We start from the raw sequence: 26,988 nt of genomic DNA on the forward strand, positions 1-26,988 counted from the left end.
TATAAATTAATTTTCATCTTCACTTACAGAAGATAAATACCGGTTGCAAAATTTTTGAGTTTTTCAATAGTTTTTCATTTAAAATTTAAAATTATAAGATGAATTGTATACCAGCGTCCTGTGCTTGCCTGTGCTTGCCTGTGTTGTTATCTCCCTTTTTCTGTTAAAATGTTCCAATTACATAATTCTTTTAGATTTTATTTTGATTATATGAAACGGAATATTAAGTTTGTGTAATCGATTGCATTTTTGTTTTCATTTACAAAAATCGTTTTCGTTAAAACCAATTCTAGTTCACAATGAGTAATTCACATTTTTTAAAAATATTCTTTTTAGCTCTCCTGATAGCATTTTCCGCTTGTAAAAGGGAGAAGAAAAATACTGAGGTAAAAGAAATTACAACTATTGATCTCGCTTCAGAAAAATGGTCTGTGCAAATGGCAAAGTCTATAATGATGCGTAACCCAGAAGCTTATCAAATTGATGGGCGAGACGTAGCTAAGTGGGATTATGTTCACGGTTTGGTACTTAAAGGTTTTCTAGACTTATATGAGAAAACCAGTGATTCTGCTTATTTTGATTATGCAGAACACTATACAGACGAATTGGTGCATGAAGATGGTTCTATCTCAACCTATAATTTAGAAGATTACAATATAGATATGATTAACGCCGGTAAAATTTTATTTCCGGTTTATGAGAAAACCAAGAAGGAGAAATATAAGAAAGCCATGCAGCTGTTAGATAAGCAACTACAAGGACATCCACGGACTTCTGAAGGTGGTTTTTGGCACAAAAATAGGTACCCATATCAGATGTGGTTAGATGGCCTTTATATGGGCGCGCCTTTTTATGCTGAATACACTTCTCTTTATGAAGATGACAAGCGCTTAGATGATGTTGCTAAACAATTTGAGTTGATTCAAAAACATGCAATAGACCCCGAGACTCAATTATTGTATCATGGTTGGGATGAAAGTAAAGAGCAGAAGTGGGCAAATCAGGAAAGTGGTGTTTCACCTAATTTTTGGTCGCGATCTTTAGGCTGGTACGCGATGGCGCTGGTAGATGTATTGGATTATTTTCCTCAAGATCATCCTAAACGAGCAAAGCTTATTCAGTATTTAAATGACCTTGCAGATGCTTTAACTCCATATCAAGATAAGACAGGTTTATGGTATCAAGTTCCTACATTATCAGATAAAGACGGTAACTATTTAGAGGCATCTGGGAGTTCTATGTTTGCATATGCCTTTGCAAAAGGAGCGAACAAAGGTTATCTTGACAGCACTTATAATGATTTGGCAAATAAGGCTTTTGATGGGCTTACAGAAGAACTCATTAAGCGTAATGAGGATGGCACAATTACTTTAACTCAGGTGTGTGCGGTTGCCGGTTTAGGTGGTAATCCTTATCGTGATGGTTCTTATGAGTATTACATTAACGAACGTAAACAAGACAATGATCCTAAAGGTACGGGGCCATTTATAATGGCCGCATTACAATTAGATCGCTAACCAAAAAAAATAAAAATGAATTCCAGAATTGTTTTAGGAGCATTTGCTCTAACTGCACTAGTAGCTTGTAAAGAGAAAGAAAATAAAAATATAGTTGAAGAAATTATTGAAATAGAAGAAGTACAACCCACTACTTACGCAGAGATATCTGTTAAAGAAGGAGGAAGCTGGAAAGAAGGTACTCGGGAATACATTGATGGAAGTTTTGTAAATGTTGATGAGATGGAAGTTCCGGAGCAACACACAGATCACTCTTGGTATATTCGCTACGAAGGGCCGGGTTGGGAAAATAAGCAAACCGCATATCGCCTGTATTTAGATTGGAGAAATGCTATAGATATTTTTGGTAAAAAGGTAGATACGCTTGTTTTACCCTATGTAGGTACAGATGGTTTTGATTCTTATCATAATGAAGCACCTTGGGGACAAGATATTTTAAAGGCTGGTCAATCTATGGGTATAGGAGGCTATGGTCGCTTTACGGGAGATACTATAGCACATTTTAATGAAGTCGAAAAAACACACGTCAAGGTTGATAATTCTAACTCAAGTTCTAGTGTAACAATAGATTATAAAGGTTGGAAGACCGGCGATGTAACAACAGACTTAGAATCTGTGATTAGTATTTTTCCTGAAGACCGTTTCTTAAAAGCCGAGTTGACACCTAGTGTTTCTTTTGACGGTCTGGCTACAGGGATTGTAAAATTTGATGATATTCCATTAATGCAAGAAACCAGTGAGACTGGAGAGTGGGCCTATATCGCGACGTATGGAGTGCAAACTTTAGCAGGGGAAAATGATAAGCTGGGTATGGCTATTTTTTACAAAACAGATGAGGCAAAGGCAATTGAAGGGCCACACGATCATTTGGTGGTATTTAATCCTTCAACAAAAACACAGACTTATTACATTAACAGCGCCTGGGATCAGGAAAAAGGCGGTATTAAATCTGAAGAAGCTTTTAAGAAAGATTTACAGACTAAGTTGTCAGAGCTAGACAACAACGGCAAATTAGAATAAACTCTACCATACAGTACAGGATAAGTTTCAAAAAGAGTTCTTTAATTTTGAGTACAATTCCTATTTGAAATAAAATCATTTCAGAAATTTTAAAATGTAAGTTTTACATTTAAAAATAGGAATCGTAAGTTTGAGAAGTAACATTTTTAATTTTTATCCAAAAAAATATATCAAAAATGACAAAGTCAGAATTTAGATACGCACATCATCCAGAAGATGTAAAAAGATATACAACCAGTGAATTACGAGAGCATTTCTTGATTCCTGAGTTATTTGTAAAAAATGAGATCAATCTTACCTATACTATGTACGATCGCTATATCGCGGGTGGTGCATTCCCGGTAGATAAAGCGTTAAAGCTAGAAGCTATTGATGAGCTCAAAGCAGAAAACTTCTTAGATCGTCGCGAATTAGGTGTGATCAATGTGGGAGGAAAAGGTAAAGTAACTGTTGATGGTGAGACTTATGAACTAGGTCACCGTGAAGCAATTTATGTAGGTAGAGGAGCTAAAGATGTTGTTTTTGAAGCAACTGAAGAGCAACCTTATTTTTATATAAATTCAGCTCCTGCTCACAAATCCTACCCTACTAAAAAGGTTACAAAAGCTGATGCAGAAGTAGTAGAGTTAGGAGATGCAAAAACTTCTAACAAGCGGGTGATCAATAAATTACTCGTGAACAGTGTTGTTGAAACTTGCCAACTACAAATGGGAATGACAGAGCTTCAGGAAGGTAATGTATGGAATACAATGCCTCCACATACACACGAGCGTCGTATGGAAGTTTATTTTTATTTCGATCTAGAAGAAGGTCAATCGATCAGTCACTTTATGGGGCAGCCGCACGAAACCCGTCACATTTTTATGAAAAATCATCAAGCCGTAATTTCGCCGGAGTGGTCTATTCACGCAGGAGCAGGGACTTCAAATTATACATTTATTTGGGGTATGGCTGGTGAGAATCTAGATTATGGTGATATGGATAAAGTAACTCCAGACGAATTAAAATAAGAACATTATGAGTCTATTTAGTTTAGAAGGAAAAACAGCATTAGTTACCGGTTGTAAGCGTGGTATTGGTTTCGCAATGGCGGAAGCTTTAGCAGAAGCCGGTGCTGATATTATTGGGGTTTCGGCATCTTTAGAAACTTCAGGATCAGCTATAGAAAAAGCAGTTGAAGCAACTGGTAAATCTTTTAAAGGATATCAGTGTGATTTTTCAGATCGCAAATCACTTTATGATTTTATTGAAAAAGTAAAATCAGAAAATTCAACCATAGATATTCTAGTGAATAATGCAGGTACAATTTTACGTGCACCAGCAGCAGAGCACAGCGATGAATATTGGGATAAAGTGATTGAAGTTAACCAAAACGCTCAGTTTATTTTAAGTCGTGAGCTGGGGAAAGAGATGATAAAAAGAGGTAGTGGTAAAGTGATATTTACAGCATCTCTTTTAACATTTCAAGGTGGTATTACTGTTCCGGGTTATGCTGCTTCTAAAGGAGCAATCGGGCAGTTGACTATGGCATTGTCTAACGAATGGGCTGGAAAAGGTGTGCAGGTAAATGCTATCGCTCCGGGTTATATAGCTACAGACAATACTGAAGCGTTACGGGATGATCCTGATCGCAGTTCTTCTATTCTTGCCAGAATTCCGGCAGGTAGATGGGGGAAGCCAGAGGATTTTAAAGGACCAATTACTTTTTTAGCTTCTAAAGCTAGTGATTATATGAGTGGGACTGTTATGACCGTAGATGGCGGTTGGATGGGTAGATAATTTAAATCTACAAAGCATAAAAATAGAAAATAGTATTAGTACAGCAGATACAATGGCACAGGTAAAAAACACATTCATAAAAGATAACTTTCTTTTATCAAACAAATATGCAGAAGAGCTTTATCATAATTATGCTGCTCCACAGCCTATAATAGATTATCATAATCATCTGCCACCTGTAGAGATTGTGGCAGATCGTCAGTTTGAGAATATTTCTAAAGTATGGTTAAGTGGCGATCATTATAAATGGCGGGCTATGCGTGCGTTGGGTGTGAATGAGCGTTTTATTACCGGTGAGGCTTCAGATGAAGAGAAATTTTTAGCTTGGGCTAAAACTGTTCCGCACACATTACGCAATCCATTGTTTCACTGGACGCACTTAGAACTGAAGCGTTATTTCGATATAGATGAATTTTTGAATTCACAATCTGGTTCTGAGATTTACAAGGAAGTAAACCGCCAATTGCAACTTAAAGAGAACAGTTGCCGCGGACTTTTAAAACAAATGAATGTAGAGACGGTGTGTACTACCGAAGATCCATTGGATACATTAGATCAGCACAGAGCTTATGTTAGTAAAGCTGGTGGTGTTAAAATGAGTACTGCTTTTCGTCCTGATAAAGCAATCTTAATTGATGCCGAAGGGTTCAATGACTATCTCAATCAGCTCGAAGAAGTTTCCGGGGTTACTATAGCCACCTATGATGATCTTAAGCAAGCACTACGTCAACGTATTGATTTCTTTAATCAAAACGGTTGCAGATTGTGTGATCACGGCTTAAATCAGATTTGCTGGGTTACAGCTACTGAAGCCGAGGTCAAAGAACTTTTTAAAAAACGAAGAGGTGGAGCAAGCCTTTCAGCAAAAGAAACAGAGCAATTTAAAACAGCTATTCTGTTATTTTTGGGAGAAACGTACCATGAGCTTGGGTGGGTGCAACAATTTCATTTAGGCGCGCTGCGTAACAATAATAAGCGTATGCTGGCTCAGTTAGGTCCTGATACAGGTTGGGATTCTATTGGTGATTATACACAAGCCGAATCCTTATCAAATTTTTTAAACGCATTAGACAGTAAAGATAAACTCACCAAAACCATTATTTATAACTTGAATCCTTCTGATAACGAAGTAATGGCGACAATGATCGGTAATTTTAACGATGGTAGTGTAAAAGGTAAAGTACAGTTAGGATCTGGCTGGTGGTTTTTAGACCAGAAAGACGGTATGGAAAAGCAAATGAATGCGCTTTCTAACATGGGACTTATCAGTTGTTTTGTAGGTATGCTTACAGACAGCCGAAGCTTTTTATCCTTTCCACGTCATGAATATTTCAGACGTGTGCTGTGTAATCTTTTTGGTAAAGAGATAGCTTCTGGTGAATTGCCTAACGATATGGATCTTGTAGGTAAAACCATTGCAGATATCAGTTATAATAATGCTAAAGAATACTTCAATTTTTAAGATTCTATGGCTAGAGCTCAAAAAATAATAACATTTGGAGAAGTACTACTGCGCCTTTCTCCTGCTGAGAATCGTAAATTATCTCAGGCCAAATCCTTAGATTTTTTCTTTGGAGGTACCGAAATGAACGTAGGTGCATCCCTTGCATTTATGGGAGAATCAGTAAAACACATCACTGCGGTATCTAATGATATTGTTGGAGATGCAGCACTGAGCAGTATGCGCCAATACGGTCTTGATGTTTCTTCAGTGCAACATGTTGATCATCCTATTGGTCAGTATTTGCTAGAAGTAGGTTCTGGTATGCGTAGTAGTCAGATTGCTTACAATCGGTTAAACGGCTCGTTTGCTAATATCCAGCCAGATCAAATAAACTGGAATTCTGAATTTGAAGATGCAAGTCTTTTTCATTGGACGGGTATTACCCCTGCTATTTCAGAGAATGCATATCAAGCATTAAAAGCAGCTTTAATTTCTGCGAATGCAAAAGGATTAGACATTACTGCAGACCCGGCATATCGAAGCAATCTTTGGCAATACGGTCGTAATGGTCAAGAGGTTTTAAAAGAACTAGTAAGCTTGTCAACCATATTCATTGGAGGGGTTAATGAGATCAATGAAATCTTAGGAACCAGCTTTGGTTTAGATAGGGATGGATTTATTGAGGCGAGTAAATATCTAATGACAGAATGCCCTAATATCAAACAGGTTTTTGACAAGATAAGAACGGGACTGAGTGCTTCCTGGCAAAAAATTTATGGTAGAGCATTTGTAGATAATACTTACTTGGAAACAGACGAACTGGAAATCACACAAGTGGTTGACCGCATCGGAACAGGTGATGCGTATGCAGCCGGTTTGATTTATGGTTTACATCATCTTGATGCAGAAGAAGCCCTGAATTTCGCTAATGCAGCCTGCGCTTTAAAGCATACGATTCTAGGAGATGTAAATCTGGTTTCTGTAGCAGAAATAACTGAAGTTATGCAAGGAAATACCGGAGGACGAATTAAAAGATAAAACATAAATTAATGGCAAAATATACCCGAATAGAGGTGGTGCTTCAGATGAAAGAAAACGGGATCGTACCGGTTTTTTACAATCCTGATGTTGAAGTTTGTAAACAGGTTTTAAAAGCCTGTTATGAAGGAGGGTTGCGCACCTTTGAGTTTACCAACCGTGGCGATTATGCGCACGAGGTTTTTAGTGAGCTCAACAAATATGCTAAAGCAGAATTAAACGGAATGATGATGGGGGTAGGCTCTGTTCTGGATGCCGGTACATCATCTTTATACCTTCAGTTGGGAGCAGATTTTATTGTGTCTCCTGTGGTAAATGCAGAAATGGCAAAGGCATGTAATCGTCGTAAGGTAGCCTGGATGCCGGGTTGTGGTTCAGTTACCGAAATTTCATTTGCTGAAGAACTAGGAGCCGAAGTAGTTAAGATATTCCCTGGAGCACAAGTAGGAGGCCCTGCCTTTGTAAAAGGTGTAAAAGGTCCGTTACCGTGGGCAAGTATAATGCCTACTGGTGGAGTAAGCCCTACCGAAGAAAACCTAAAAACTTGGTTTGATGCAGGAGTACATTGCGTAGGTATAGGCTCTAAACTTTTTGTAAAAGACGCTTCAGGTAAATATGATCTGGACGCTGTGACTTCGACAATAAAAAATGCGCTGGATATTGTTAAAAAACTACGCACATGAGAAGTATTCAAGACTATTATTTGATTGCTTTAAGCTTTGTTCTATTGCTAGCAGTTACGAGTTGTGGCGAAGTATCTGATAAACGCGTTATAAAATTAGCACATGGTTTAGATGTGACTCATCCGGTTCATAAAGCGATGGTTTTTATGGGCGAGCGCCTTGAGGAAAAATCAGGCGGTAAAATGAGTTTAGATATCTATCCCAGTCAGCAATTGGGATCAGAGCGTGAATGTCTGGAACTTTTACAAATAGGAAGCCTTGGAATGACTAAAGTTTCAACAGGTGTATTAGAGAATTTTGCACCACAGCTTAAAGTTTTTGGTCTTCCGTTCTTATTTAGAGATGCAGAACATCGTTTTGAAGTATTAGAGGGACAAATAGGAGAAGAATTACTTAACTCGAGCGTCAAGCAACGTCTTAAAGGGCTAACCTTTTACGATGCCGGAAGCCGTAGTTTTTATACTAAAGAGCCCGTGCAAACACCTGAAGACCTTAAAGGTCTTAAACTTCGTGTTATGGAGAGCCAGACAGCTATAAATATGGTTAAAAATCTGGGGGGCTCACCTACACCCATTGCTTGGGGAGAATTATATACAGCCTTGCAACAAGGTGTTGTGGATGGCGCAGAAAACAATTTACCCAGTTTTTACCTATCTCATCATTATGAAGTGTGTAAGTACTATATCGTTGATGAACATACGGCTTTACCAGATGAGTTATTGATCAGCACATTGATCTGGGATGAGCTTTCTGACCAAGAACAAAAATGGGTTAAAGAAGCAGCGATGGAGTCTCTGGAGTTTGAAAAGAAAATTTGGCACGAGGCAGAAATGGAAGCACTCGCAGAAATTAAGAAAGCTGGAGTAGAGGTTATTTATCCGGACAAAGAGCCTTTTCGAAATCGTGTGAAATCTATGTATGAAGAGTTTTCCGAGAATGAAGAGATGAAGAATTTGATTGAAAAAATACAAGCGGTTAAATCCAATTAATATGAAAAAAAGACTCGATAAAATATTAGGGACTATTTTGGTTTTCCTAATGGCTTCAATCGTTGTAGCTGTTTTGTGGCAAGTTTTTTCACGATACGTATTACAATCTGCAAGTTCGTTTACCGAAGAAATAGCTCGGTTTTTATTGATTTGGATAGGGATTTTAGGAGCTGCGTATGCTGCCGGTCAGCAAGATCATTTAGCTATTAATGTGCTGCCTCCAAAACTTAATGAGTCAAACCGAATCAAACTGAGAATAGGTATCAATATTCTTATTATACTTTTTTCATTCTTCGCCTTAATAATAGGCGGTGGAAATCTGGTGTATGTCAATTTTGAACTGGGACAAAACTCAGCAGCTTTAGGCATTCCGTTAGGCTATGTTTATGTAGTACTTCCTTTAAGTGGAGCTTTAATAATCTGGTATAAAGCAATCGAACTGGCAAACCCTAAAAAATATTTAGCATCATGATAGAAGTTTTAATTCTCGTACTGGTATTTTTTGTGTTGCTGGGAATAGGTGTACCGGTAGCCTGGTCTATAGGTATTTCTTGTTTGCTAACCATAATGGTATCGATAGATTCACTGGCTAGTTTTACAACAATCGCTCAGCGAATGGCGACCGGTCTAGATAGTTTTTCTCTCTTGGCAATACCGTTATTTGTGCTTGCAGGTCAAATTATGAATCAAGGGGGAATCGCCCTGCGGCTCATTAATTTTGCAAAAGCTTTAATCGGTTCACTTCCTGGTGGACTCATTTATGTAAATGTAATTGCAGCGATGCTTTTTGGAGCGATATCTGGTTCGGCAGTAGCGGCTACTTCGGCGATAGGAGGTATTTTAGGTCCATTTATGGAAAAAGAAAACTATTCTAAGGAGTTTGGAGCTGCAATTAATATAACAGCATCTACCACCGGACTTATTATTCCACCATCTAATGTTTTAATTGTGTATTCATTAGCCAGTGGTGGTGTTTCAATCGCGTCTTTGTTTTTAGCGGGATATGTTCCCGGTATTTTAATGGGGCTTGCATTGATGCTGGTGGCAGCTTTTTGGATCAAGAAAAAAGGATACCCTGCTGGTGAACGTAGCAGTATGAAAACCGTATTGAAAACCTTTTTAGATGCATTTCCTAGTTTATTGCTTTTAGTTGTTGTGATCGGCGGTATTGTTACGGGTATTTTTACGGCGACAGAAGCTTCTGGGATTGCTGTTTTATATTGCTTGGCGTTATCATTTTTGTATCGTGAACTTAAAGTTTCAAGCTTAAAAAGTATTTTCCTGAGTTCTGTAGGAACCACAGCAATTGTGATGTTACTTATCGCAACATCAATGAGTATGTCTTGGGTAATGTCTTTTGAAAACATCCCTCAAAATGTAAGTTCGGCTTTGCTTTCACTTAGCGAGAACAAATTTGTGATTCTTATCATCATCAACATTCTACTCTTATTTGTAGGGACGTTTATGGATATGACCCCCGCAGTACTGATTTTTACACCTATATTTTTACCGGTGGTAACCAGTATGGGGGTAGAGCCGGTTCAGTTTGGGATTATGATGGTAATGAATCTTTGTGTAGGCTTGTGTACGCCTCCTGTAGGAGCTGTATTATTTATTGGGGTTGGTGTGGCAAAAACATCAATTCAAAAAATTATGAAGCCACTTTTACCACTTTACGCCGTGATGGCACTTGTTTTACTTATGGTAACTTTTATACCGGCAATCAGCCTGTGGTTACCTTCACTTTTTGAATAATTTATCAATTACAACCTATGAAAGACCTTAACAGAGCAAATGCTGGTTATAAAGAGAGTTTACCCTTAAAAGTCATTCAATACGGCGAGGGAAATTTTTTACGAGCCTTTGTAGATTATATTATAGATAAGCTGAATAAAGAAGCCGATTTTAATGCTGGTGTGGCAGTTGTTCAACCCTTAGCCAATGGCTTAATCAATATGCTTAATGAACAGGATGGTCTATACAATCTGTTTTTACGTGGAATAAAAAACGGGCAAGAAACTGAAGAGATTCATACTATTTCTTGTGTTCAGGAAGGAATCAATCCTTATGAGGATTATGATAAATATTTAGCTCTTGCTACAGAAGAAGAACTACAGTTTTTGATCTCTAATACAACTGAAGCAGGTATTAGTTTTGACGAGAAAGATACGCTTGAGGGGAAACCTCATAATAGTTTTCCTGCAAAAGTTACCGCTTTATTATACAAGCGTTTTAATCATTTTGAGGGTGCTTCAGATATGGGATTAACGATTATTCCATGCGAATTGATCAATCATAATGCAGACACGCTTAAGAATATAATTTTGCAATACGCAGATTTATGGGAGCTGGGTGATGCATTCAAATCCTGGGTCGAGACGAGTAATAGTTTCCACAATACATTAGTAGATCGCATCGTGCCAGGCTACCCTAAAGATGATGTCGAGACTTATCAAAGTCAGTTAAAATTTAAAGATAATCTTATTGTTTCCGCAGAAACCTTTTTATTGTGGGTGATTGAAGGTGATGATAAATTAAAAGCAAAGATTCCTTTTGATAAGATAGATGAGAATGTGCTTATTGTTAAAGATATGCAACCATATCGTACGCGTAAAGTGCGTATTTTAAATGGTGCTCATACTACAATGGTTCCGTTTTCTATTCTTTATGGAAATGAAACCGTGAAGGAAACAGTAGATAATGATTTCACTGGGAAGTTTGTAAGAGATACAGTTTTTAAAGAAATCAACCCCACACTAGACCTCTCCGAAGAAGAATTGAATGCTTTTGCTAAAGCAGTATTTGATCGGTTTAGAAATCCGTTTATCAAGCATCAATTATCAAGTATAGCACTCAATACGGTGTCTAAATTTAAAGTTCGTGTTCTTCCTAGTTTATTAGCTTTTGAGAAAGAATACAATCGATTACCTGAAAGGCTTACTTTTGCACTGGCTTGCCTGATACGATTCTATAAAGGAACCTGGAATGGAAAGAACTTACCGGTACAGGATGATGCAGCGGTAATTGTAGAATTTGAAGCCGCCTGGAATAAAGGAGATTATAATTCTATTTCAAAAAGAATTTTGAGTAATATGACGTATTGGGATCAGGATCTCACTCAAATTTCAGATTTAGAATCCCGTATCGCTCAGGCATTAGAATTGATTGAAGAGCACGGTATAGAAGCCGCTTATAAAAAGTTTACGGCCTAAGTAAATAACTAGGTTATTGAATAAACCTTTTAAAGTAAGAAATATGAAAAGCAAACTGATTAAAGTACATCCCGAAGATAATGTTGCGGTAGCGCTGGTAGATTTGTATGTAGGGGATACTGTAGAATTTGAAGGGCAAAAGCTTAATATTTTAACTGATTCTAAAGCAAAGCATAAGATCGCTTTGGTTGATTTAGCTGTAGAAGATGCGATTTATATGTATGGTGTTTTAGTGGGTAAAGCTTTGAGCCCAATTAAAGCAGGTGGTTTGCTAACTACAGAAAATGTAAAACATCAAGCAAGTTCAGTTTCTCAAAAGACAGAAACAACTTCGTGGACTGCTCCAGATATCACAAAGTGGAAAGACCGAACATTTATGGGATACCACCGTGAAGACGGACAAGTAGGAACGCAAAATGTATGGTTGTTTTTTCCACTTGTATTTTGTGAAAACCGAAATATCGAATTGTTGAAAGATGTTTTTGAAAAAGAATTGTCTTTCCATAAAGCAAGTAAACAAAGGCAGTTGTTACGTAATTTAATTACAGGAGCCCCCGAGGATACTGAAGTTGCAGAAATTGAAGAAGAACAAGCCATTTTTGACAATATAGAAGTTAAATTCATTACTCATCAAGGTGGTTGTGGTGGTATTCGTCAGGACTCAGTTTCTTTGTCAAAACTTTTAGCAGGTTATGTAAATAATCCCAATGTAGCAGGAGCGACGGTTTTGAGTTTAGGATGCCAAAATTTACAAATAGATATCTTCAAAAATGCGTTAGCTGAAAAAAGTTTTGAAATTAAAAAGCCTGTCTTGATTTATGAACAACAACAGGAAGGAACTGTTGACGATATGCTTTCAAAAATCATAAAAGATTCCTTTGAAGGAATTAAAAGAGCCAATCAAATTAAGCGGCAACCCGCGTCCATTTCAAAATTAAAAATGGGATTAGAATGTGGAGGTTCTGATGGTTTTTCAGGTATTTCTGCTAACCCGGCATTGGGTTATGCATCAGATATTCTGGCAGCAGTAGGAGGTTCACCCATTCTTTCAGAATTCCCTGAACTGTGTGGTGTAGAGCAGGAGTTGGTAAATCGTTGTGTTAACGACTACGATGCCCAACGCTTTATGAAGTTGATGAAAGCTTATGAAAAATCTGCTATTGACGCCGGTTCTGGTTTTGATATGAATCCGTCACCGGGTAACATAAAAGATGGTTTAATTACAGACGCGATGAAGTCAGCAGGAGCTGCGAAAAAAGGCGGAACCTCACCTATACAGGCAATTTTAGACTATGGGGAATACGTTACAAAACCCGGTTTAAATTTACTCTGTACACCTGGTAATGATGTGGAGAGCACCACAGCAATGGTAGGAGCAGGGGCAAACGTAGTTGTATTTACTACCGGTCTGGGAACACCAACAGGAAATCCTATAGCTCCGGTTTTAAAAGTAGCTTCAAATAGCACATTGGCTCGCAGGATGCCAGATATTATAGATATTGATAGCGGTGGTGTTATCCGCGGAGAAAAAACCATTAAAGAAATGGGAGAAGAAATTCTAGAACATGTTATACAGGTTGCCAGTGGTGAAATAGAATCTAAAGCAGATGCCTTAGGACAGGATGACTTCATCCCCTGGAAACGCGGAGTGTCACTTTAAAGATTTTCAAAATTAAGAATATTAAAAAAGGAAGTATTTAGTGAGTACTTCCTTTTTTTAAGGAGGTTTCGCGCTCGTAAAGTTCTGGCATAAGCACTACTCTTTTCTCAACCTGAACGCTTTTATTTTTTTCCTTTATTTGTTCTAAAAATACCTGAGCTGCAATCTGTCCCATAAGAACGGGAGTCTGACCAACAGTAGTAAGTGGTCGCTCCAGATATTTAGTGAAGGGTTCGTTACTAAAGCCTACAATACCTACATCTTGTGGTATTTTAAAATCTCTGCTTCTCAATTCTCGCATTGCGCCTAGCGCTACATAATCACTGGCAGAGAATATTGCGTCAAATTCTGTTTTCTTATTCAGAAGATCTTGTACAGCTGCAATGCCAGCTTCAACAGTACTGCTCACTTCAAGAATTCGGCTTTCATCAACAGTAATGTTATTTACTTTAAGAGCTGCAATATACCCATCGTAGCGGTGTTTGTAGATCTGAAGTTTAGGGTCGCCACCTATATGTGCAATTTTAGTATAGCCTTGCTTGATAAGGTGTTCTGTTGCTGCAAAAGCTCCTTCGTAATCATTTATAGTAACCGAACTTACACCCGAAATGTCCTTTTTACGGTCAAAAAAGATAAGCGGAACGCCTTCGTCCCGAACTGCTTCAATATGCTTTATATCTTCAGTAGTTTTAGAAACTGAAATAAAAATGCCGTCAATATGAGTATTGAGCAAGGCTTTGATTTGTTTAGCTTCATTTTCGACATTTTCGTGCGATTGACATATTATCACATGATATCCTTTAGGCTCGAGTTCTTCCTCGATACCGCGAATAACCGAAGCAAAAAACGTGTGATTAATATAGGGGACAACAACACCTACATTAAAGGTTCTCCCGCTTTTTAAAGCCAAAGCCAGGGTGTTTTGTTGATAGTTAAGATCCTTAGCAGTTTTTAAAACCAGCTCTTTAGTCTTAAGACTAACACGGTTGCTGTTATTTAAAGCTCTTGAAACCGTAGCAGCACTGATATTCAACTTTTTTGAAATATCATAAATTGTAACTTTTTCTTTTTGGCGCATCTTTAGTTTAGGGTGTTGTAATCGTTTACAATTTAAAATTTTTTTGATAAAAGCCTTATCTTTTACTCGATTTAATAATATTTATGTGTGATTTATTGACGATTTACGTTCTAAAATTGAAGTTTTAACTGTTAAAAAATGATTTTTTGCTAATTATTAGCACATTTTATTTGGATACTGATAATTAATATTTATTTTCGTGCAATCGATTGTATTTTGTTATTGATAGGGTTTAAGTTTTTCAAGAGTTGAATTTTTATAAAAATCTATATATGTTGAATTTTAAAAGAAATCGTTTTCGTAGCTGTGTTTTAGGCTTGTTGAACTGTTTTTTGTTGGTATTTATTTCTTGTAAAAACAATGAGCAGAAAAACGAATCAAGTGAGTTAGCTAAAAAGACAGTTTGGAGTGAAGCAGATGCTATTATTGAAAAAATAGGCATTATAGAATTTCCGGATGCAACATTCAATATAGCAGATTATGGTGCAATTGCAGATGGGGTTAGCCTAAACAACAAAGCATTTTCTGATGCAATAGCTGCCTGTAGCGAAGCAGGTGGAGGTAAAGTTGTTGTTCCTGCGGGCAAATATCTAACAGGTCCAATTCAATTAAAAAGTAACATAAATCTGCATTTAAAAGCTGGCTCTGAAATACTTTTTACAACAGACAAGAGTGCCTATCTCCCTGCTGTTCATACTTCATACGAAGGGATGGAAATTATGAATTACTCCCCGCTAATCTATGCAAAAGGTCAAAAGAATATTGCTGTTACCGGTAAAGGAATTTTAAATGGACAAGCAGATAAAGCGAACTGGTGGCCTTGGTGTGGTGCAGATAAATATGGGCATCAAGAGGGAGCTCCACAACAAAAGGATGAGCATAATTTACCCACATTATTTAAAATGATTGAAGACGGTACTCCTGTTGAGCAACGTGTTTTTGGCGAAGGGCATCAACTCCGTCCATTATTTCTACAGACTTTAGAGTGTGAGCGTGTTCTTATTGAGGGAGTGACTTTTACTAATGCTCCATTTTGGGTAATTCATCCGCTAAAGTCTAGCTATGTGAAAGTTGATGGAGTAACGGTTAACAGTCACGGTCCTAATAATGACGGTTGCGATCCTGAATATTCAAAATATGTACACATTACCAATTGCAATTTTAATACAGGTGATGACTGTATAGCGATCAAATCTGGTCGCAATGGCGATGGCCGACGCGTTAATATTCCCAGTGAAAATATAGTTGTTGAAAATTGTGACATGAAAGATGGTCACGGCGGGGTCGTTATGGGAAGCGAGATATCTGCAGGAGTACGTAATGTTTTTGTGCGTAATTGTACGATGAACAGCCCTCATTTGGATCGTGCTATACGTATTAAAACAAACACTTTGCGAGGCGGGTTTGTAGAGAATGTATATGTCAAAGATATAGAAGTAGGTCAAGTGAAAGAAGCCGTTTTAAAAATCAATACTTATTACGGTATATATGGCGTGCAAGAGGGTGAATTTATACCCAGCATAAGTAATATAAACTTAGAAAATATTACAGTTGAAAATGGAGGGAAGTACGGCTTGTTGATAAGAGGTAGAGAAGAAAAGCCGGTTACAGGAATAAGCCTGAAAAATGTGACTATTAAAAATGCTGAAACACCTCTTTTAGTTGAGAACTGTGAACCTATCAATTATATAAACACAAAAATTAATGAAGTGAACTACAACGAATAAATTCGATTAAAACTTAAAAACAAACAATTTAAAATGATGAGAAATACACACACAAATTTTCTTATCCGAAATAAAATGACTCTGTTCTTATTACTAGCGGGTTTTTTAATTTCGGGGAATGTCTTTAGTCAGGGAGGACGAACGATCACGGGTACTATTACTTCAGTAGATGACAATATGCCTTTGCCTGGTGTAAACATTGTAGTAGAAGGTACTTCTGCTGCAACGGTAACAGATTTTGACGGAAACTTTCAACTTAGCGTTCCCGGGAATGATGCAGTACTTGTAATTAGTTATGTAGGTTTTCTTACTAAAAACGTACCCGTAGGCTCTCAAACAAACTTTACGATATCGTTGGAGACAGATGTTCAGTCGCTAAGTGAAGTAGTTGTAGTAGGATACGGAACGGTGAAAAAATCAGATTTAACTGGAGCTGTAGGTACAATTGATTCAGAAAGTCTAACCGAACGTAATATCACAAATCCGGTAGAATCTTTACAAGGTTTGGTTCCCGGTGTTCAGGTAAGCAACTCTACTGGTAGAATAGGTGATGGTTTTAATATCACAATACGTGGTCAAAATTCAATTGGTGGCGGGGGTGACCCACTATTTGTTGTTGATGGGGTACCTACAGATAATATTGACTTTTTGAATCCACAGGATATAGAACGTATGGATATCTTAAAGGATGCATCTTCTACCGCAATTTATGGTTCAAGAGGATCTAATGGTGTTGTGATTGTTACAACTCGTAGTGGTGCCGGAGCAAAGGGAGGTTTAATCGTAAGCGTTGAATCTTTTGTAGGTGTTAAAGATGTTGCAAGATTACCTGATCTTATGGCTCCACAGACTTGGTGGGATTACCACCAGTCTGCTTACTTAGCAACTGCCGGTACAGATCCTAATACCGGTACGGTTACAGCTGCAACGCTTGCTGATGCTGTGGGTGGTGGCGGTAGCAATTCTGAATTATTAAGACGTGTGGCAGCTAACGAATCTTTTGATTGGTATGATGCTGTTTTAAAAACAGGTGTTCAACAAAATACTTACGTTAATGCTTCAGGAAGAGCAGAAAACGGTCTAGGTTACAACTTGGGAATAGGGTATCAGAACGAAACCGGAAATATTGATAATGAAGAACTCAATAAATACACCTTAAAATTAGGAGTGGATCACAAGATCAATGAAAAATTTACTTTAGGTACAAATGCAACGGTTACATTAATCAATCAAGATCAGGGATCTGATGTTGCGATGCGAGAAGCATTTAGATTAAATCCTTTTTTAGATCCATATGATTTAGATGGGGTAACTCTTTTTCCACAGCCGGGGAAACTGGTAGATGAGAACGGTGATTTTATTATTAATAAAACGAGTACCTACAACCCTATTTTAGAGATCAACAACTCAATCGATAACGTACGCCGTTGGAATGTGATTGGGAACACGTATTTTCAATATCAACCTGTGGAATGGCTATCTTTTAAAACCTCTCTTGCAGCAGGATATTCTCATACGCGACGGGGTAGATCTTGGGGGGCACTTACAAATACAGGAGCAAGCAATAATAATTTACCTTCTGCTCGACTGGATCAAAGGCAGAATTTTAACTATACCTGGGACAATCAGTTTAACATCACAAAAACTTTTGATGAGAAGCACAATTTCAACTTATTAGGACTTTATAGTATGTTCTCTAATCGAAATGAAAGTTCGTTTTCGTCATCCCGAAATATGCCTTTTGATACCAGTTTTTATAACATAGGTAGTGGTGAGCAAAGTACTTACGATCTAGGTTCAGGTTTTAATAAAAATACATTGAGATCTTATGCATTGCGTTTAAACTATTCTTACGATGATAAATACCTTTTAACACTGTCAAATAGATGGGATGGTTCATCAGTGTTTCCTGAAGAAAACCGCTGGGATTCTTTCCCTTCTGCTGCTCTAGGTTGGAATATTTCTAACGAAGATTTCTTAGCCGAATCGGCGACTGTAAATAATTTAAAACTGAGAATGAGTTTTGGGTATACAGGTAACAATATTATTAGTCCTTATTCTTCTCTGAATACTTTAGATTCTCAAACCTATTATGATTATGCAGGTTCTGTTTCAAACGGATTTGTATCTACTCAGATTGCAAACGCGCAACTTAAGTGGGAGCGTACCCGTGAATTTAACGTTGGGGTAGATTTCGGTTTATGGAGAGATCGCATTACCGGTAGTGTTGATGTATACGATCGTTTATCAGATGATTTATTATTTACACAAGATTTACCTAGTGAAACCGGTTTTTCTAATATCAACGCAAATGTTGCCTCAGTAAGCAATAGGGGAGTTGAGCTAGCCTTAACAACACGTAACATTCAGACCGAAGATGTAACATGGACGACATCTTTAACTTTCACTAAAAACACCAATGAATTGAAGTCTATTTATGGTCAAAGTGAAGTAGATGATATAGGTAATAACTTATTTATAGGCGAATCTCTTGATGCGATTTACAATTACAAATTTACCGGAATCTGGCAAGCAGATGAAGTAGCTGAAGCAGCCGGTTACGGAATGCAAGAAGGCCAGGAAAAATTACTTGATGTAAACAATGACGGGCAATACACACCAGACGGTGACCGTATAATTTTAGGTTCTTCAAACCCAGATTGGACTGGGAGTTTCTTTAGTTCGTTGCGCGTTAAAAACTTTGATTTATCAACTTCTGTTATCATTACTCAAGGAGTTTTAGTGTATAGTAATTTCCATTCTAATTTTGCTGATACACGCGATCGCGGTCGTCAGAAATTAGATATAGACTGGTATGTTCCTGCAAATGGTGCCGGCTTGCCTGTAAGAGCTTCTAATACTTATCCGCAGCCGCGTAATGAAGGTTCTTTCTGGAGAAATAATGGCGTGGGGTATTACAAGGATGCTTCTTTTGTGAAGGTTAAAAATATCGCAATAGGTTATAACCTGGGCGGTGAATCATTAGAGAAGTTAGGCATTAATGCCCTGAGAGTGTATGCAAACGTATTAAATCCATTTGTGTTTACAGATTATGAAGGATATGATCCCGAGTGGGCTGGAGCAAGTTTAAACACGGGTAGACCCAGTTCTGTAACTTATCAGTTGGGCTTTAATTTAAAATTTTAAGAAGATGAAAAAGATACAATATATTACAAGTTGTTTACTCGTACTTCTTACAGTAACAAGTTGTCACGATTTTTTAGAAGAAGAAAACGAGTCTTTTGCAGTAGCTGAAGAATTTTACTTAACCGAAGAAGGTTATCAATCCTTATTAAATGCAAACTACGCACAGTTGCGCGAAATTTATGGAAACGAACCGTGGATTTATGTTTGCGGTACAGATCTTTTTGCTGAAGGTCGTGACGCAGAACCTACAGGTTTGAGTAGGTATACAGATCTCAATCCTTCATCAACAGGAGTGGCAGGGCTTTATGATAACGCATATAAAGCTATTCAAACTGCAAATACAGCTATTTATTATGCAGATCTAACTGAAGCTACAGATATATTAGATCAACAATTAGGAGAGGTGCGCTATTTGCGCGCTAATGCCTATTTCCTTTTAGTGCAAACTTACGGAGGTGTTCCTTTGGTAACAGATTATTTTAGAGAACCCGTATTAGAGTTTTCAAGAGAAAGTGCTGAAGATATCTATAGTTTTATCATTTCAGAATTAGAAGCTGCAGTTAATCAAGTGAGTTCGGGTGCATATCAGGGTAAAGTAAACGAACGTGCCGTAAACCATTTGTTAGCAAAAGTTTATTTAACGCGCGGATATGAGAGTTTTGGCTCCACAGCAGATTTTACAACTGCAGCTTCCTATGCAGAAGCTGCAATAGCAGGCCAGGGTCTTAACTTGTCTTTTGAAGAATTATGGGCACCAGAAAATCCTACCTATCCTATTAATGAAGAGACTCTGTTTTCGGTTCAATACGATCCTGCTTCTGTAAGTACAGATCCATTCAATTTAGGACATCAGCAAACGGCTTATTTTGGTCCTTATCAAGGCGGTAGCGAGGTTGCAGGAGATGCACCATATAGAACATACACACTATGCCCTACACAATTTGCAATAGATTTATTTACTGAAGATGATGAGCGTTATCAGGTAACATTTATGACAGAAGTTTATGAGCGCTATTTTGATTTTTATGATGTAGACGATACCAGTACTTTAACTGTAAATCATTATTACGCTCCGGCATGGGAAGCTACACAAGCAGATCAAGATGCTTATATGGCAGAACATCCAGAAGCAACTTACCACCAGTATGGTACCTATGTACCTTCTGCAAACCCCACTAATGATTATCAAACTATTCCATTGAAAAAATTTGATGATCCTGAAGCTCCTTTTGGTCAAAATACCAGTAGAAGAGATATCGTTCTTTCTCGTTTAGGAGAAGCCTATTTAATTGCTGCAGAGGCTTATTTGCAAGCCGGTCAGCCGGATGTAGGTCTTAATTTTATAAATGATGTACGGGAGCGAGCAGGTGTTGATGATGCGACTTTAGCAGAATTTGATATCGATTATATTTTAGACGAACGCGGCCGCGAGTTAATGGGAGAGTATCACCGTTGGTTTGATTTAAAACGTACAGGTAAACTGGTAGAACGCGCTTCTGCTTACCATTATCTTGTAGAGGAAGGAAATTTTGACGGAGCCAACGGAGTCTTAAAGATTCTAAGACCCATCCCACAAAGTGCACTGGATCTAAATCAAAATAATGACTTTGAACAGAACCCGGCATACCAGTAATTTTTAAATATTAGTAGAAACAGAAAAAAGCTTACCAATTTACGGTTAAGCTTTTTTCTATTTAAAATATGGAGATGTTTAAAACTAAAATTATGAGTCGATTTGCACATACAATATTCATTCTAAGTTTCCTTCTAGGAGGAGTCTGTTTAGCTCAGAAAAAAACCATTAATAAAATTGAATATTCTATAGCGACAATTTATGAGAAATTAAAGGCAGACTATCCATTTATAAAACCTATTGAAGAATTAAAAACTGGAGATTTTGATAAAAATGAAGATATTATATATAAATCTATTGACGGGAAGGATTTAAAAGCAGATGTATATTTTCCTAAAAATGTTTTGAAAAAAAAACCAGCTGTTTTATTGGTATTTGGAGGAGGTTGGATGAGTGGCAGTAAAGAGAATGTTAGGCCTTTGGCGCAGTACTTTGCAAATAATGGTTATGTGGCTGTTACGGCAAATTATCGGTTAAGTACAGATGCGGTTTATCCTGCTGCGGTTTTAGATTTAAAAGCAGCCGTTAGATGGATGCGTCAACACGCTCACAGGTATAATATAGATTCAAATAAAATAGCTATTTTGGGTAATTCAGCGGGTGCACAGTTAGCAACTTTAGTAGGTGTAACCGGAGGATCTTCGGTCTACAATAGTGAGAACTTTAAAATTTCTGACTCTATTCAAGCTATTATTAATGTAGACGGGATTGTTTCTTTCAACCATCCTGAAAGTGAAGAGGGCGAAGTAGCAGCAAAATGGCTTAATGGTTCAAAATATCAGAATCCCAAAAATTGGAAAGAAGCCTCTCCACTTAATTATGCTGATACAAACACACCGCCAACGCTTTTTATTAATAGTACGCAGCCACGTTTTCACGCCGGGCGGGATGATATGATTTCGATATTAAACCAAAATCATATCTACAACGAATTGCATACCATCCCAGATACGCCGCATTCTTTTTGGTTGATGCAGCCGTGGTTTAATAAAACAGCGCAATACATTTTAGCTTTTTTAGATCGGATTTTTAAGGCAGAAGATGCAAAAGTTTATCGGGAAATTAAAGTTGCATTAGACGGCAGCGGAGACTTTAATAGTATTCAGAAAGCGATTGCAAGTACACGAGATTTAGGTCCGGCTTATGTTAAGATTTATGTTAAAAATGGCATTTACAAAGAGAAAATAGAGGTGCCTGCTTGGAAGCGTAAAATTGCATTAATTGGTGAAAGTCGGGACGGAGTAATCCTTGTTAATGATGATTATTCGGGTAAGGTAGATTCAGTATCTGGGACGGTTCATAATACCTTTACATCCTATACATTGAAGGTTGAAGGTTTAGATTTTTATGCTGAAAATTTAACCATACAAAACACCTGGTGTGACCGCGGTCAGGCTGTAGCCTTACATACTGCGGGTGATCGCTCTATTTTTAATAATTGCCGGATTTTAGGATGTCAGGATACGGTTTACACAGCTGGTGAAGACAATAGAGTATTGTTTGAGAATTGTTATATAGAAGGTACTACCGATTTTATTTTTGGTCAGGCGACTGCATTTTTTGAAGATTGCGAAATCAAAAGCCTTACTAACTCTTACGTAACAGCAGCCTCAACACCAGCGATGCAAGATTATGGTTATGTCTTTCTGAATTGTAAGCTAACTGCTGCTGCAGGAGTGAATCAAGCTTATCTGGGCAGACCCTGGAGGCCATATGCTAAAACAGTATTTATCAATTCAGTTTTAGGAGCTCATATTTTGCCGGAAGGCTGGGAAGTTTGGGATGGAGATGCAATGTTTCCGCATAAAGAGCGTACTGTTTTCTATGCAGAATATAAGAGCAAAGGAGCAGGAGCAAATGCTGAGAAACGTGTGTGGTGGTCGCACCAATTGTATGAAGAAGAGGTGAATTTATATACTAAAGATTTGGTTTTAGGAGGACAGGATAACTGGAAACCTGAACTTGTTTCTTTAATTTTAAATGAATGGTATGAAGATTTTTAAAATTTTTATTATAGTATTTTTTGTTTTATCCGGGATGCTTTCTGCTCAGGAAAAACCAACAATTCACTTGATTGGAGACTCTACAATGGCAGACAAGAAAAACCCGGAAACCAATCCAGAGCACGGGTGGGGACAAGTTTTACCAGAACTTTTAGATCAGAATATACAGGTGAGTAATCATGCGTTAAATGGACGCAGTAGCAAAAGTTTTATTACTGAAGGCCACTGGGAACGTGTTTTAGATTCTTTAAAAAAGGGAGATTTTGTATTCATACAGTTTGGTCATAACGATCAGAAGTTTAAAGATAGTACACGATTTACTAATCCATTTACTCAATATCGATACAATCTGAAACGATTTGTAGTCGAGACCAGAAAAGCAGGAGCGACTCCCGTCTTGTTACCATCTATTGTGCGTAGAAAATTTAATGAATACGGAACTCTTGAAGATACCCATGGTAATTACCCGCTGGTTGTAAGAATGGTTGCTAAAGATCTGAATGTAAAATTTATTGATATGCAATTTTTAACCGAAAGGTTGGAGCGCAAATGGGGTCCACAAGAATCAAAAAAGCTTCATCTGCATTTTAAACCGGGAGAACACTCATATTACCCAAGAGGCAAAAATGATGATACACACTTGTCATACTTAGGAGCAAAGTTGGTAGCAAGTTTAGCATTGCAGGAAATAGCACGTCAAAATTTACAAATAGAAAAATTTATTAAACCTGAGGTTTTAGCACGAGATATCTGTAATTTTAAAATGTATTGAAAACATTTAAAAAGAAAATCCATGAAGTTACTTATTTCAGTAAAAAATAAGATTATAGTTATTAGTGGTGCAACTGGTGTTTTGGGAGAATCTATGACCCGATCTCTTGCTGAATGCGGTGCACATGTAGTCATATTAGGTAGAACAAAAACTAAAGTTGATAATCTTGTAGATGATCTAAAGCAGCAAGGATATCAAGCTTCAGGAGTACTGGCTGATGTGACAAGTAAAGAAGCCTTAAATGCAGCAAAAGCTGAGATAGAAGATCATTTAGGATATATAGATGTTTTAATTAACGCTGCAGGTGGTAATATGAAGGGAGCCTTAATTTTACCAGAGCAGTCGCTGGCAGATGCAGATGCTGAAGAGATGCGCAAGGTGATGGATCTTAATTATATAGGTACCTTTCTACCCACACAGGTTTTTCTTCCGTTATTAGAAAAATCAAAATCCGGAAGCGTTCTCAATATTTCTTCGGTTGCGGCACATTTACCGCTTACCCGTGTAATGGGATATGCTTCTGCAAAAGCTGCAATTGAAAATCTAACGCAATTTCTTGCGGTAGAATTTGCTCAAAAACAAGAGAATCCTATTCGCGTAAATGCATTGGCTCCAGGTTTTTTCTTAACAGAACAAAATAGGGATTTAATTACCAACAAAGATGGAAGTTTAACCAACCGTGGAAAAAAAATAATAGACAATACTCCTCTGGGTAAATTTGGTGATCCACAAGACTTAAACGGTGCGATACACTGGTTGTGTAGCGATGCAGCGTCTTTTGTAACCGGTACTGTGGTTACTGTAGATGGTGGTTTCAAGGCATTCTCAGGTGTTTAATTTCAATAGAAAATTTAAGAAATGATTCAAACAATGCGTTGGTACGGGCCTAAAGATCCCGTATCACTTCAATATATTCGTCAGGCGGGTGCGTCTGGTGTGGTTCATGCAATGCACGAAATTAAGAATGGAAAAGTCTGGTCTCTGGATGCTCTTAAAAAAAGAAAAGCCGAAATAGAAGCTGCTGGTTTAACATGGAAAGTGGTCGAAAGTTTACCGGTCACTGAGGCAATGAAAACCCGCACAGGAACATTTCAAGAGCATATAGATAATTATAAGATCTCTTTAATAAACTTAGGTAAAATAGGCGTTGAGGTTGTGTGTTATAATTTTATGCCTGTTTTAGACTGGACGCGTACACAGTTGGCGTACCCACTAGAAAATGGAGCAACTGCACTACGTTTTGATTGGTCTCATTTGGCTGCCTTTGATTGTTTTATTTTAAAACGAAAAAATGCTGAAAAAGATTATAGTCAACAACTTTTGGCGGAAGCTAAACGGTTTTTTGAACATTCAACACAAGATGATAAACAGCAGTTGGAAGATGCTATTATTGCTGGACTTCCGGGTTCTGAAGAAGGCTATACTTTAGCTGGATTACAGAAAGCAATTGATACTTATGTAGCAATAGACGAGCAAAAAGCCCAAGAATATTTAAAGCTCTTTTTAGACGAAATTTTACCTACCGCTGAGTCAGCCGGTGTGGCTATGGCAATTCATCCGGATGATCCGCCGCATGCCTTTTTTGGCTTGCCCAGAATTATGAGTAAAGCTTCAGATATTAAGCGCTTATTGTCAGATAATGATAGCGTATATAATGGTGTTACTTTTTGTACCGGTTCTTTCGGCGCACGAGCAGATAATGATTTGGTACAAATGGTTAAAGATTATGGTAAGCATATTCATTTTGTGCATTTAAGAAGTACAAAAAGAGATGCTAGCGGTAGTTTTTATGAAGACAATCATCTAGAAGGAGATGTGCCAATGCCAGCGGTTGTTTATGAGCTTTTAGAAATTGAAAAACAGTATGGTAGGCAGCTGCCTATGCGTCCAGATCACGGGCATCAGATGCTGGATGATCTTAAGAAACCTCTTGCGCATCCCGGTTACACAGGGATAGGCAGACTTAAAGGTTTAGCTGAAATACGAGGTGTTATTAACGGAATAGAATTTATGCATAATAGGTAAGAGATGAGTATTACAAAAGAAAGCGACTTTTTTTTTAAAACAGATGAAACTGAATGGGATCAAGCTGATGCCGGTATTACCCGTCAGATCGTTGCACGTAACAAAGATCTGATGGTCGTAAGTGTGAAGTTTGAAAAGGGTGCCATAGGTACGGTACATGATCATATTCATACACAAGGAAGCTATGTGGTTTCAGGTAAATTTGAAATTACCATTAACGGAAATAGTGAAATTCTAGAAGCGGGTGATGGATTTTATGTTCCGCCAAATGCACCACACGGAGCTAAATGTCTGGAGCCGGGCATTTTAATAGATGCTTTTAACCCTGCAAGAGAAGATTTTTTGAAATAATATAAAGCGGCTGAAAGGCTTTTATTTTAGTTAAACCACAGTGTTTTGTGTTAGCTAAAGCCATAATTTACGACCAATTGTCTGAACCCTTGAATTAAATATGATGGAATTTGAAAAGATGAAAGTAGAGATTTGGAGTGATATCATGTGCCCTTTTTGCTATATCGGAAAACGAAAATTTGATAACGCTCTTGAGCAGTTCTCCCACCGCGATAAAGTTGAAGTAATATGGAAGAGCTTTGACCTGGCTCCAAATTTAAAGACTGATACGTCTATTAAAAGTGTTGATTTTTTACAGAAACATAAAGGAATGAGCAAAGCCCAGGCTCAACACGCTATTGAACGGGTAACGGCCTTTGCTAAAGAAACCGGACTTGACTACGATTACGACAAAGTGGTTATCGCCAATACCCACAGAGGGCATCAACTCATACATCTGGCCGGTCAGGCTGGCTTTCAAAATGAGATGAAAGAGCGTCTTTTAAAAGCCTATTTTATTGAAGGCCGAAATGTAGATGATGTAGCAACACTCATTCAATTAGGTCAGGAAGTAGGTCTCGAAAAGGCCGCAATAGAGAGCGAATTCAACGAAAGTCAGTTTGCAGCACATATTGAGCAGGATATTCTGGAAGCCCGAAACATTGGGGTTAGCGGAGTTCCGTTTTTTGTTTTTGACCGAAAATATGCGGTTTCTGGTGCACAGCCCGAAGAGCAATTTCTGAATGTGCTTAACAAAGCCTACAGCGAGTGGTATGCTAAACAAGAATTTCCTGAGCTTGAGGTAATGCAGGGTGCAAGCTGTGATGCTTCAGGTAATTGTGATTAATGATTTCGACTATTATAATCTAAAAAGCTCTCAAACCATTGGTTTGGGAGCTTTTTTAGTTTTTTTTTAGAAAATGACTTTTTT

Annotated in this window: 22 protein-coding genes; 21 read left to right on the forward strand and 1 reads right to left on the reverse strand. The window is 37.7% G+C overall.

What is annotated here, in order from left to right; all coding sequences use genetic code 11:
• Nucleotides 1-299: 299 nt before the first annotated feature.
• The 12 genes from DSM03_RS16880 (at nucleotide 300) to DSM03_RS16935 (ending at nucleotide 13,342) form a co-directional block, all read left to right on the forward strand.
• A complete protein-coding gene (locus tag DSM03_RS16880; protein WP_128760150.1) occupies nucleotides 300-1,517 on the forward strand; it encodes a glycoside hydrolase family 88/105 protein in 1,218 nt (405 codons plus the stop codon).
• Between the two features lie 15 nt (nucleotides 1,518-1,532).
• Complete coding sequence (locus DSM03_RS16885) at nucleotides 1,533-2,537, forward strand: DUF4861 family protein (protein WP_128760151.1); 1,005 nt, start codon at nucleotides 1,533-1,535, stop codon at nucleotides 2,535-2,537.
• A 176-nt stretch (nucleotides 2,538-2,713) separates the two neighbouring features.
• A complete protein-coding gene (gene kduI, locus DSM03_RS16890; RefSeq protein ID WP_128760152.1) occupies nucleotides 2,714-3,547 on the forward strand; it encodes a 5-dehydro-4-deoxy-D-glucuronate isomerase in 834 nt (277 codons plus the stop codon).
• Between the two features lie 4 nt (nucleotides 3,548-3,551).
• Nucleotides 3,552-4,316, forward strand: coding sequence for an SDR family NAD(P)-dependent oxidoreductase (locus tag DSM03_RS16895; RefSeq protein ID WP_201740465.1), 765 nt, complete (start codon nucleotides 3,552-3,554; stop codon nucleotides 4,314-4,316).
• 52 nt (nucleotides 4,317-4,368) lie between these two features.
• Entirely contained in the window at nucleotides 4,369-5,778 is a 1,410-nt protein-coding gene (uxaC, locus tag DSM03_RS16900; protein WP_128760702.1) for a glucuronate isomerase, read from the forward strand.
• Between the two features lie 6 nt (nucleotides 5,779-5,784).
• Nucleotides 5,785-6,798 carry a sugar kinase gene (locus DSM03_RS16905; protein WP_128760154.1) on the forward strand — a complete coding sequence of 338 codons (1,014 nt, stop codon included), beginning with the start codon at nucleotides 5,785-5,787 and terminating at the stop codon, nucleotides 6,796-6,798.
• An 11-nt stretch (nucleotides 6,799-6,809) separates the two neighbouring features.
• On the forward strand, nucleotides 6,810-7,481 hold the full coding sequence (locus tag DSM03_RS16910) for a bifunctional 4-hydroxy-2-oxoglutarate aldolase/2-dehydro-3-deoxy-phosphogluconate aldolase (protein ID WP_128760155.1): 672 nt from the start codon (nucleotides 6,810-6,812) through the stop codon (nucleotides 7,479-7,481).
• Nucleotides 7,478-8,470, forward strand: coding sequence for a TRAP transporter substrate-binding protein (locus tag DSM03_RS16915; RefSeq protein ID WP_128760156.1), 993 nt, complete (start codon nucleotides 7,478-7,480; stop codon nucleotides 8,468-8,470). The genes DSM03_RS16910 and DSM03_RS16915 overlap by 4 nt, the downstream gene beginning before the upstream one ends.
• Before the next feature lies 1 nt (nucleotide 8,471).
• Complete coding sequence (locus tag DSM03_RS16920; RefSeq protein WP_128760157.1) at nucleotides 8,472-8,942, forward strand: TRAP transporter small permease; 471 nt, start codon at nucleotides 8,472-8,474, stop codon at nucleotides 8,940-8,942.
• Nucleotides 8,939-10,225, forward strand: a complete 1,287-nt coding sequence (locus DSM03_RS16925) for a TRAP transporter large permease (protein ID WP_128760158.1) — start codon at nucleotides 8,939-8,941, stop codon at nucleotides 10,223-10,225. The genes DSM03_RS16920 and DSM03_RS16925 overlap by 4 nt, the downstream gene beginning before the upstream one ends.
• 17 nt (nucleotides 10,226-10,242) lie before the next feature.
• The gene (locus DSM03_RS16930) at nucleotides 10,243-11,682 is read left to right on the forward strand and encodes a tagaturonate reductase (RefSeq protein ID WP_128760159.1); all 1,440 of its coding nucleotides are present in this window, start codon (nucleotides 10,243-10,245) and stop codon (nucleotides 11,680-11,682) included.
• A gap of 43 nt (nucleotides 11,683-11,725) precedes the next feature.
• A complete protein-coding gene (locus tag DSM03_RS16935; RefSeq protein WP_128760160.1) occupies nucleotides 11,726-13,342 on the forward strand; it encodes a UxaA family hydrolase in 1,617 nt (538 codons plus the stop codon).
• A gap of 37 nt (nucleotides 13,343-13,379) precedes the next feature.
• On the opposite strand, the gene DSM03_RS16940 is transcribed toward DSM03_RS16935, so the two are convergent.
• On the reverse strand, nucleotides 13,380-14,420 hold the full coding sequence (locus DSM03_RS16940; RefSeq protein WP_128760161.1) for a LacI family DNA-binding transcriptional regulator: 1,041 nt from the start codon (nucleotides 14,418-14,420) through the stop codon (nucleotides 13,380-13,382).
• Nucleotides 14,421-14,692: 272 nt separating this feature from the next.
• On the opposite strand from DSM03_RS16940, the gene DSM03_RS16945 reads away from it, so the two are divergent.
• From DSM03_RS16945 to DSM03_RS16985, 9 genes are all read left to right on the forward strand, one after another.
• Entirely contained in the window at nucleotides 14,693-16,147 is a 1,455-nt protein-coding gene (locus DSM03_RS16945) for a glycoside hydrolase family 28 protein (RefSeq protein WP_128760162.1), read from the forward strand.
• A gap of 33 nt (nucleotides 16,148-16,180) precedes the next feature.
• Nucleotides 16,181-19,294 (forward strand): SusC/RagA family TonB-linked outer membrane protein, encoded by a 3,114-nt coding sequence (locus tag DSM03_RS16950; RefSeq protein ID WP_236638737.1) that lies wholly within the window; start codon nucleotides 16,181-16,183, stop codon nucleotides 19,292-19,294.
• Nucleotides 19,295-19,298: 4 nt separating this feature from the next.
• A complete protein-coding gene (locus DSM03_RS16955) occupies nucleotides 19,299-20,927 on the forward strand; it encodes a RagB/SusD family nutrient uptake outer membrane protein (RefSeq protein ID WP_128760163.1) in 1,629 nt (542 codons plus the stop codon).
• Between the two features lie 92 nt (nucleotides 20,928-21,019).
• Nucleotides 21,020-22,930: a pectinesterase family protein gene (locus DSM03_RS19065; RefSeq protein WP_201740464.1), complete on the forward strand. Its 1,911-nt coding sequence runs from the start codon at nucleotides 21,020-21,022 to the stop codon at nucleotides 22,928-22,930.
• Nucleotides 22,917-23,702: a rhamnogalacturonan acetylesterase gene (locus DSM03_RS16965; protein ID WP_236638739.1), complete on the forward strand. Its 786-nt coding sequence runs from the start codon at nucleotides 22,917-22,919 to the stop codon at nucleotides 23,700-23,702. Before DSM03_RS19065 ends, DSM03_RS16965 begins: the two co-directional genes overlap by 14 nt.
• 21 nt (nucleotides 23,703-23,723) lie before the next feature.
• Nucleotides 23,724-24,539: an SDR family oxidoreductase gene (locus tag DSM03_RS16970; protein WP_128760165.1), complete on the forward strand. Its 816-nt coding sequence runs from the start codon at nucleotides 23,724-23,726 to the stop codon at nucleotides 24,537-24,539.
• A 21-nt stretch (nucleotides 24,540-24,560) separates the two neighbouring features.
• A complete protein-coding gene (gene uxuA / locus DSM03_RS16975; RefSeq protein WP_128760166.1) occupies nucleotides 24,561-25,727 on the forward strand; it encodes a mannonate dehydratase in 1,167 nt (388 codons plus the stop codon).
• Between the two features lie 3 nt (nucleotides 25,728-25,730).
• Nucleotides 25,731-26,078 (forward strand): cupin domain-containing protein, encoded by a 348-nt coding sequence (locus tag DSM03_RS16980; protein ID WP_128760167.1) that lies wholly within the window; start codon nucleotides 25,731-25,733, stop codon nucleotides 26,076-26,078.
• A gap of 118 nt (nucleotides 26,079-26,196) precedes the next feature.
• Nucleotides 26,197-26,904 carry a DsbA family oxidoreductase gene (locus DSM03_RS16985; RefSeq protein ID WP_236638741.1) on the forward strand — a complete coding sequence of 236 codons (708 nt, stop codon included), beginning with the start codon at nucleotides 26,197-26,199 and terminating at the stop codon, nucleotides 26,902-26,904.
• Nucleotides 26,905-26,988 lie beyond the last annotated feature (84 nt).

This window comes from Leeuwenhoekiella aestuarii (genome assembly GCF_004104055.1).
In the GTDB taxonomy this organism is placed as follows: Bacteria; Bacteroidota; Bacteroidia; order Flavobacteriales; family Flavobacteriaceae; genus Leeuwenhoekiella; species Leeuwenhoekiella aestuarii.

Excerpts from the sequence above, each read along its gene's own strand:
- DSM03_RS16880 (WP_128760150.1), top strand. The coding sequence starts at position 300 with ATGAGTAATTCACATTTTTTAAAAATATTCTTTTTAGCTCTCCTGATA.
- DSM03_RS16885 (WP_128760151.1), top strand. The coding sequence starts at position 1,533 with ATGAATTCCAGAATTGTTTTAGGAGCATTTGCTCTAACTGCACTAGTA.
- kduI (WP_128760152.1), top strand. The coding sequence starts at position 2,714 with ATGACAAAGTCAGAATTTAGATACGCACATCATCCAGAAGATGTAAAA.
- uxaC (WP_128760702.1), top strand. The coding sequence starts at position 4,369 with ATGGCACAGGTAAAAAACACATTCATAAAAGATAACTTTCTTTTATCA.
- DSM03_RS16905 (WP_128760154.1), top strand. The coding sequence starts at position 5,785 with ATGGCTAGAGCTCAAAAAATAATAACATTTGGAGAAGTACTACTGCGC.
- DSM03_RS16910 (WP_128760155.1), top strand. The coding sequence starts at position 6,810 with ATGGCAAAATATACCCGAATAGAGGTGGTGCTTCAGATGAAAGAAAAC.
- DSM03_RS16915 (WP_128760156.1), top strand. The coding sequence starts at position 7,478 with ATGAGAAGTATTCAAGACTATTATTTGATTGCTTTAAGCTTTGTTCTA.
- DSM03_RS16920 (WP_128760157.1), top strand. The coding sequence starts at position 8,472 with ATGAAAAAAAGACTCGATAAAATATTAGGGACTATTTTGGTTTTCCTA.
- DSM03_RS16925 (WP_128760158.1), top strand. The coding sequence starts at position 8,939 with ATGATAGAAGTTTTAATTCTCGTACTGGTATTTTTTGTGTTGCTGGGA.
- DSM03_RS16930 (WP_128760159.1), top strand. The coding sequence starts at position 10,243 with ATGAAAGACCTTAACAGAGCAAATGCTGGTTATAAAGAGAGTTTACCC.
- DSM03_RS16935 (WP_128760160.1), top strand. The coding sequence starts at position 11,726 with ATGAAAAGCAAACTGATTAAAGTACATCCCGAAGATAATGTTGCGGTA.
- DSM03_RS16940 (WP_128760161.1), bottom strand. The coding sequence starts at position 14,420 with ATGCGCCAAAAAGAAAAAGTTACAATTTATGATATTTCAAAAAAGTTG.
- DSM03_RS16945 (WP_128760162.1), top strand. The coding sequence starts at position 14,693 with ATGTTGAATTTTAAAAGAAATCGTTTTCGTAGCTGTGTTTTAGGCTTG.
- DSM03_RS16950 (WP_236638737.1), top strand. The coding sequence starts at position 16,181 with ATGATGAGAAATACACACACAAATTTTCTTATCCGAAATAAAATGACT.
- DSM03_RS16955 (WP_128760163.1), top strand. The coding sequence starts at position 19,299 with ATGAAAAAGATACAATATATTACAAGTTGTTTACTCGTACTTCTTACA.
- DSM03_RS19065 (WP_201740464.1), top strand. The coding sequence starts at position 21,020 with ATGAGTCGATTTGCACATACAATATTCATTCTAAGTTTCCTTCTAGGA.
- DSM03_RS16965 (WP_236638739.1), top strand. The coding sequence starts at position 22,917 with ATGAAGATTTTTAAAATTTTTATTATAGTATTTTTTGTTTTATCCGGG.
- DSM03_RS16970 (WP_128760165.1), top strand. The coding sequence starts at position 23,724 with ATGAAGTTACTTATTTCAGTAAAAAATAAGATTATAGTTATTAGTGGT.
- uxuA (WP_128760166.1), top strand. The coding sequence starts at position 24,561 with ATGATTCAAACAATGCGTTGGTACGGGCCTAAAGATCCCGTATCACTT.
- DSM03_RS16980 (WP_128760167.1), top strand. The coding sequence starts at position 25,731 with ATGAGTATTACAAAAGAAAGCGACTTTTTTTTTAAAACAGATGAAACT.
- DSM03_RS16985 (WP_236638741.1), top strand. The coding sequence starts at position 26,197 with ATGAAAGTAGAGATTTGGAGTGATATCATGTGCCCTTTTTGCTATATC.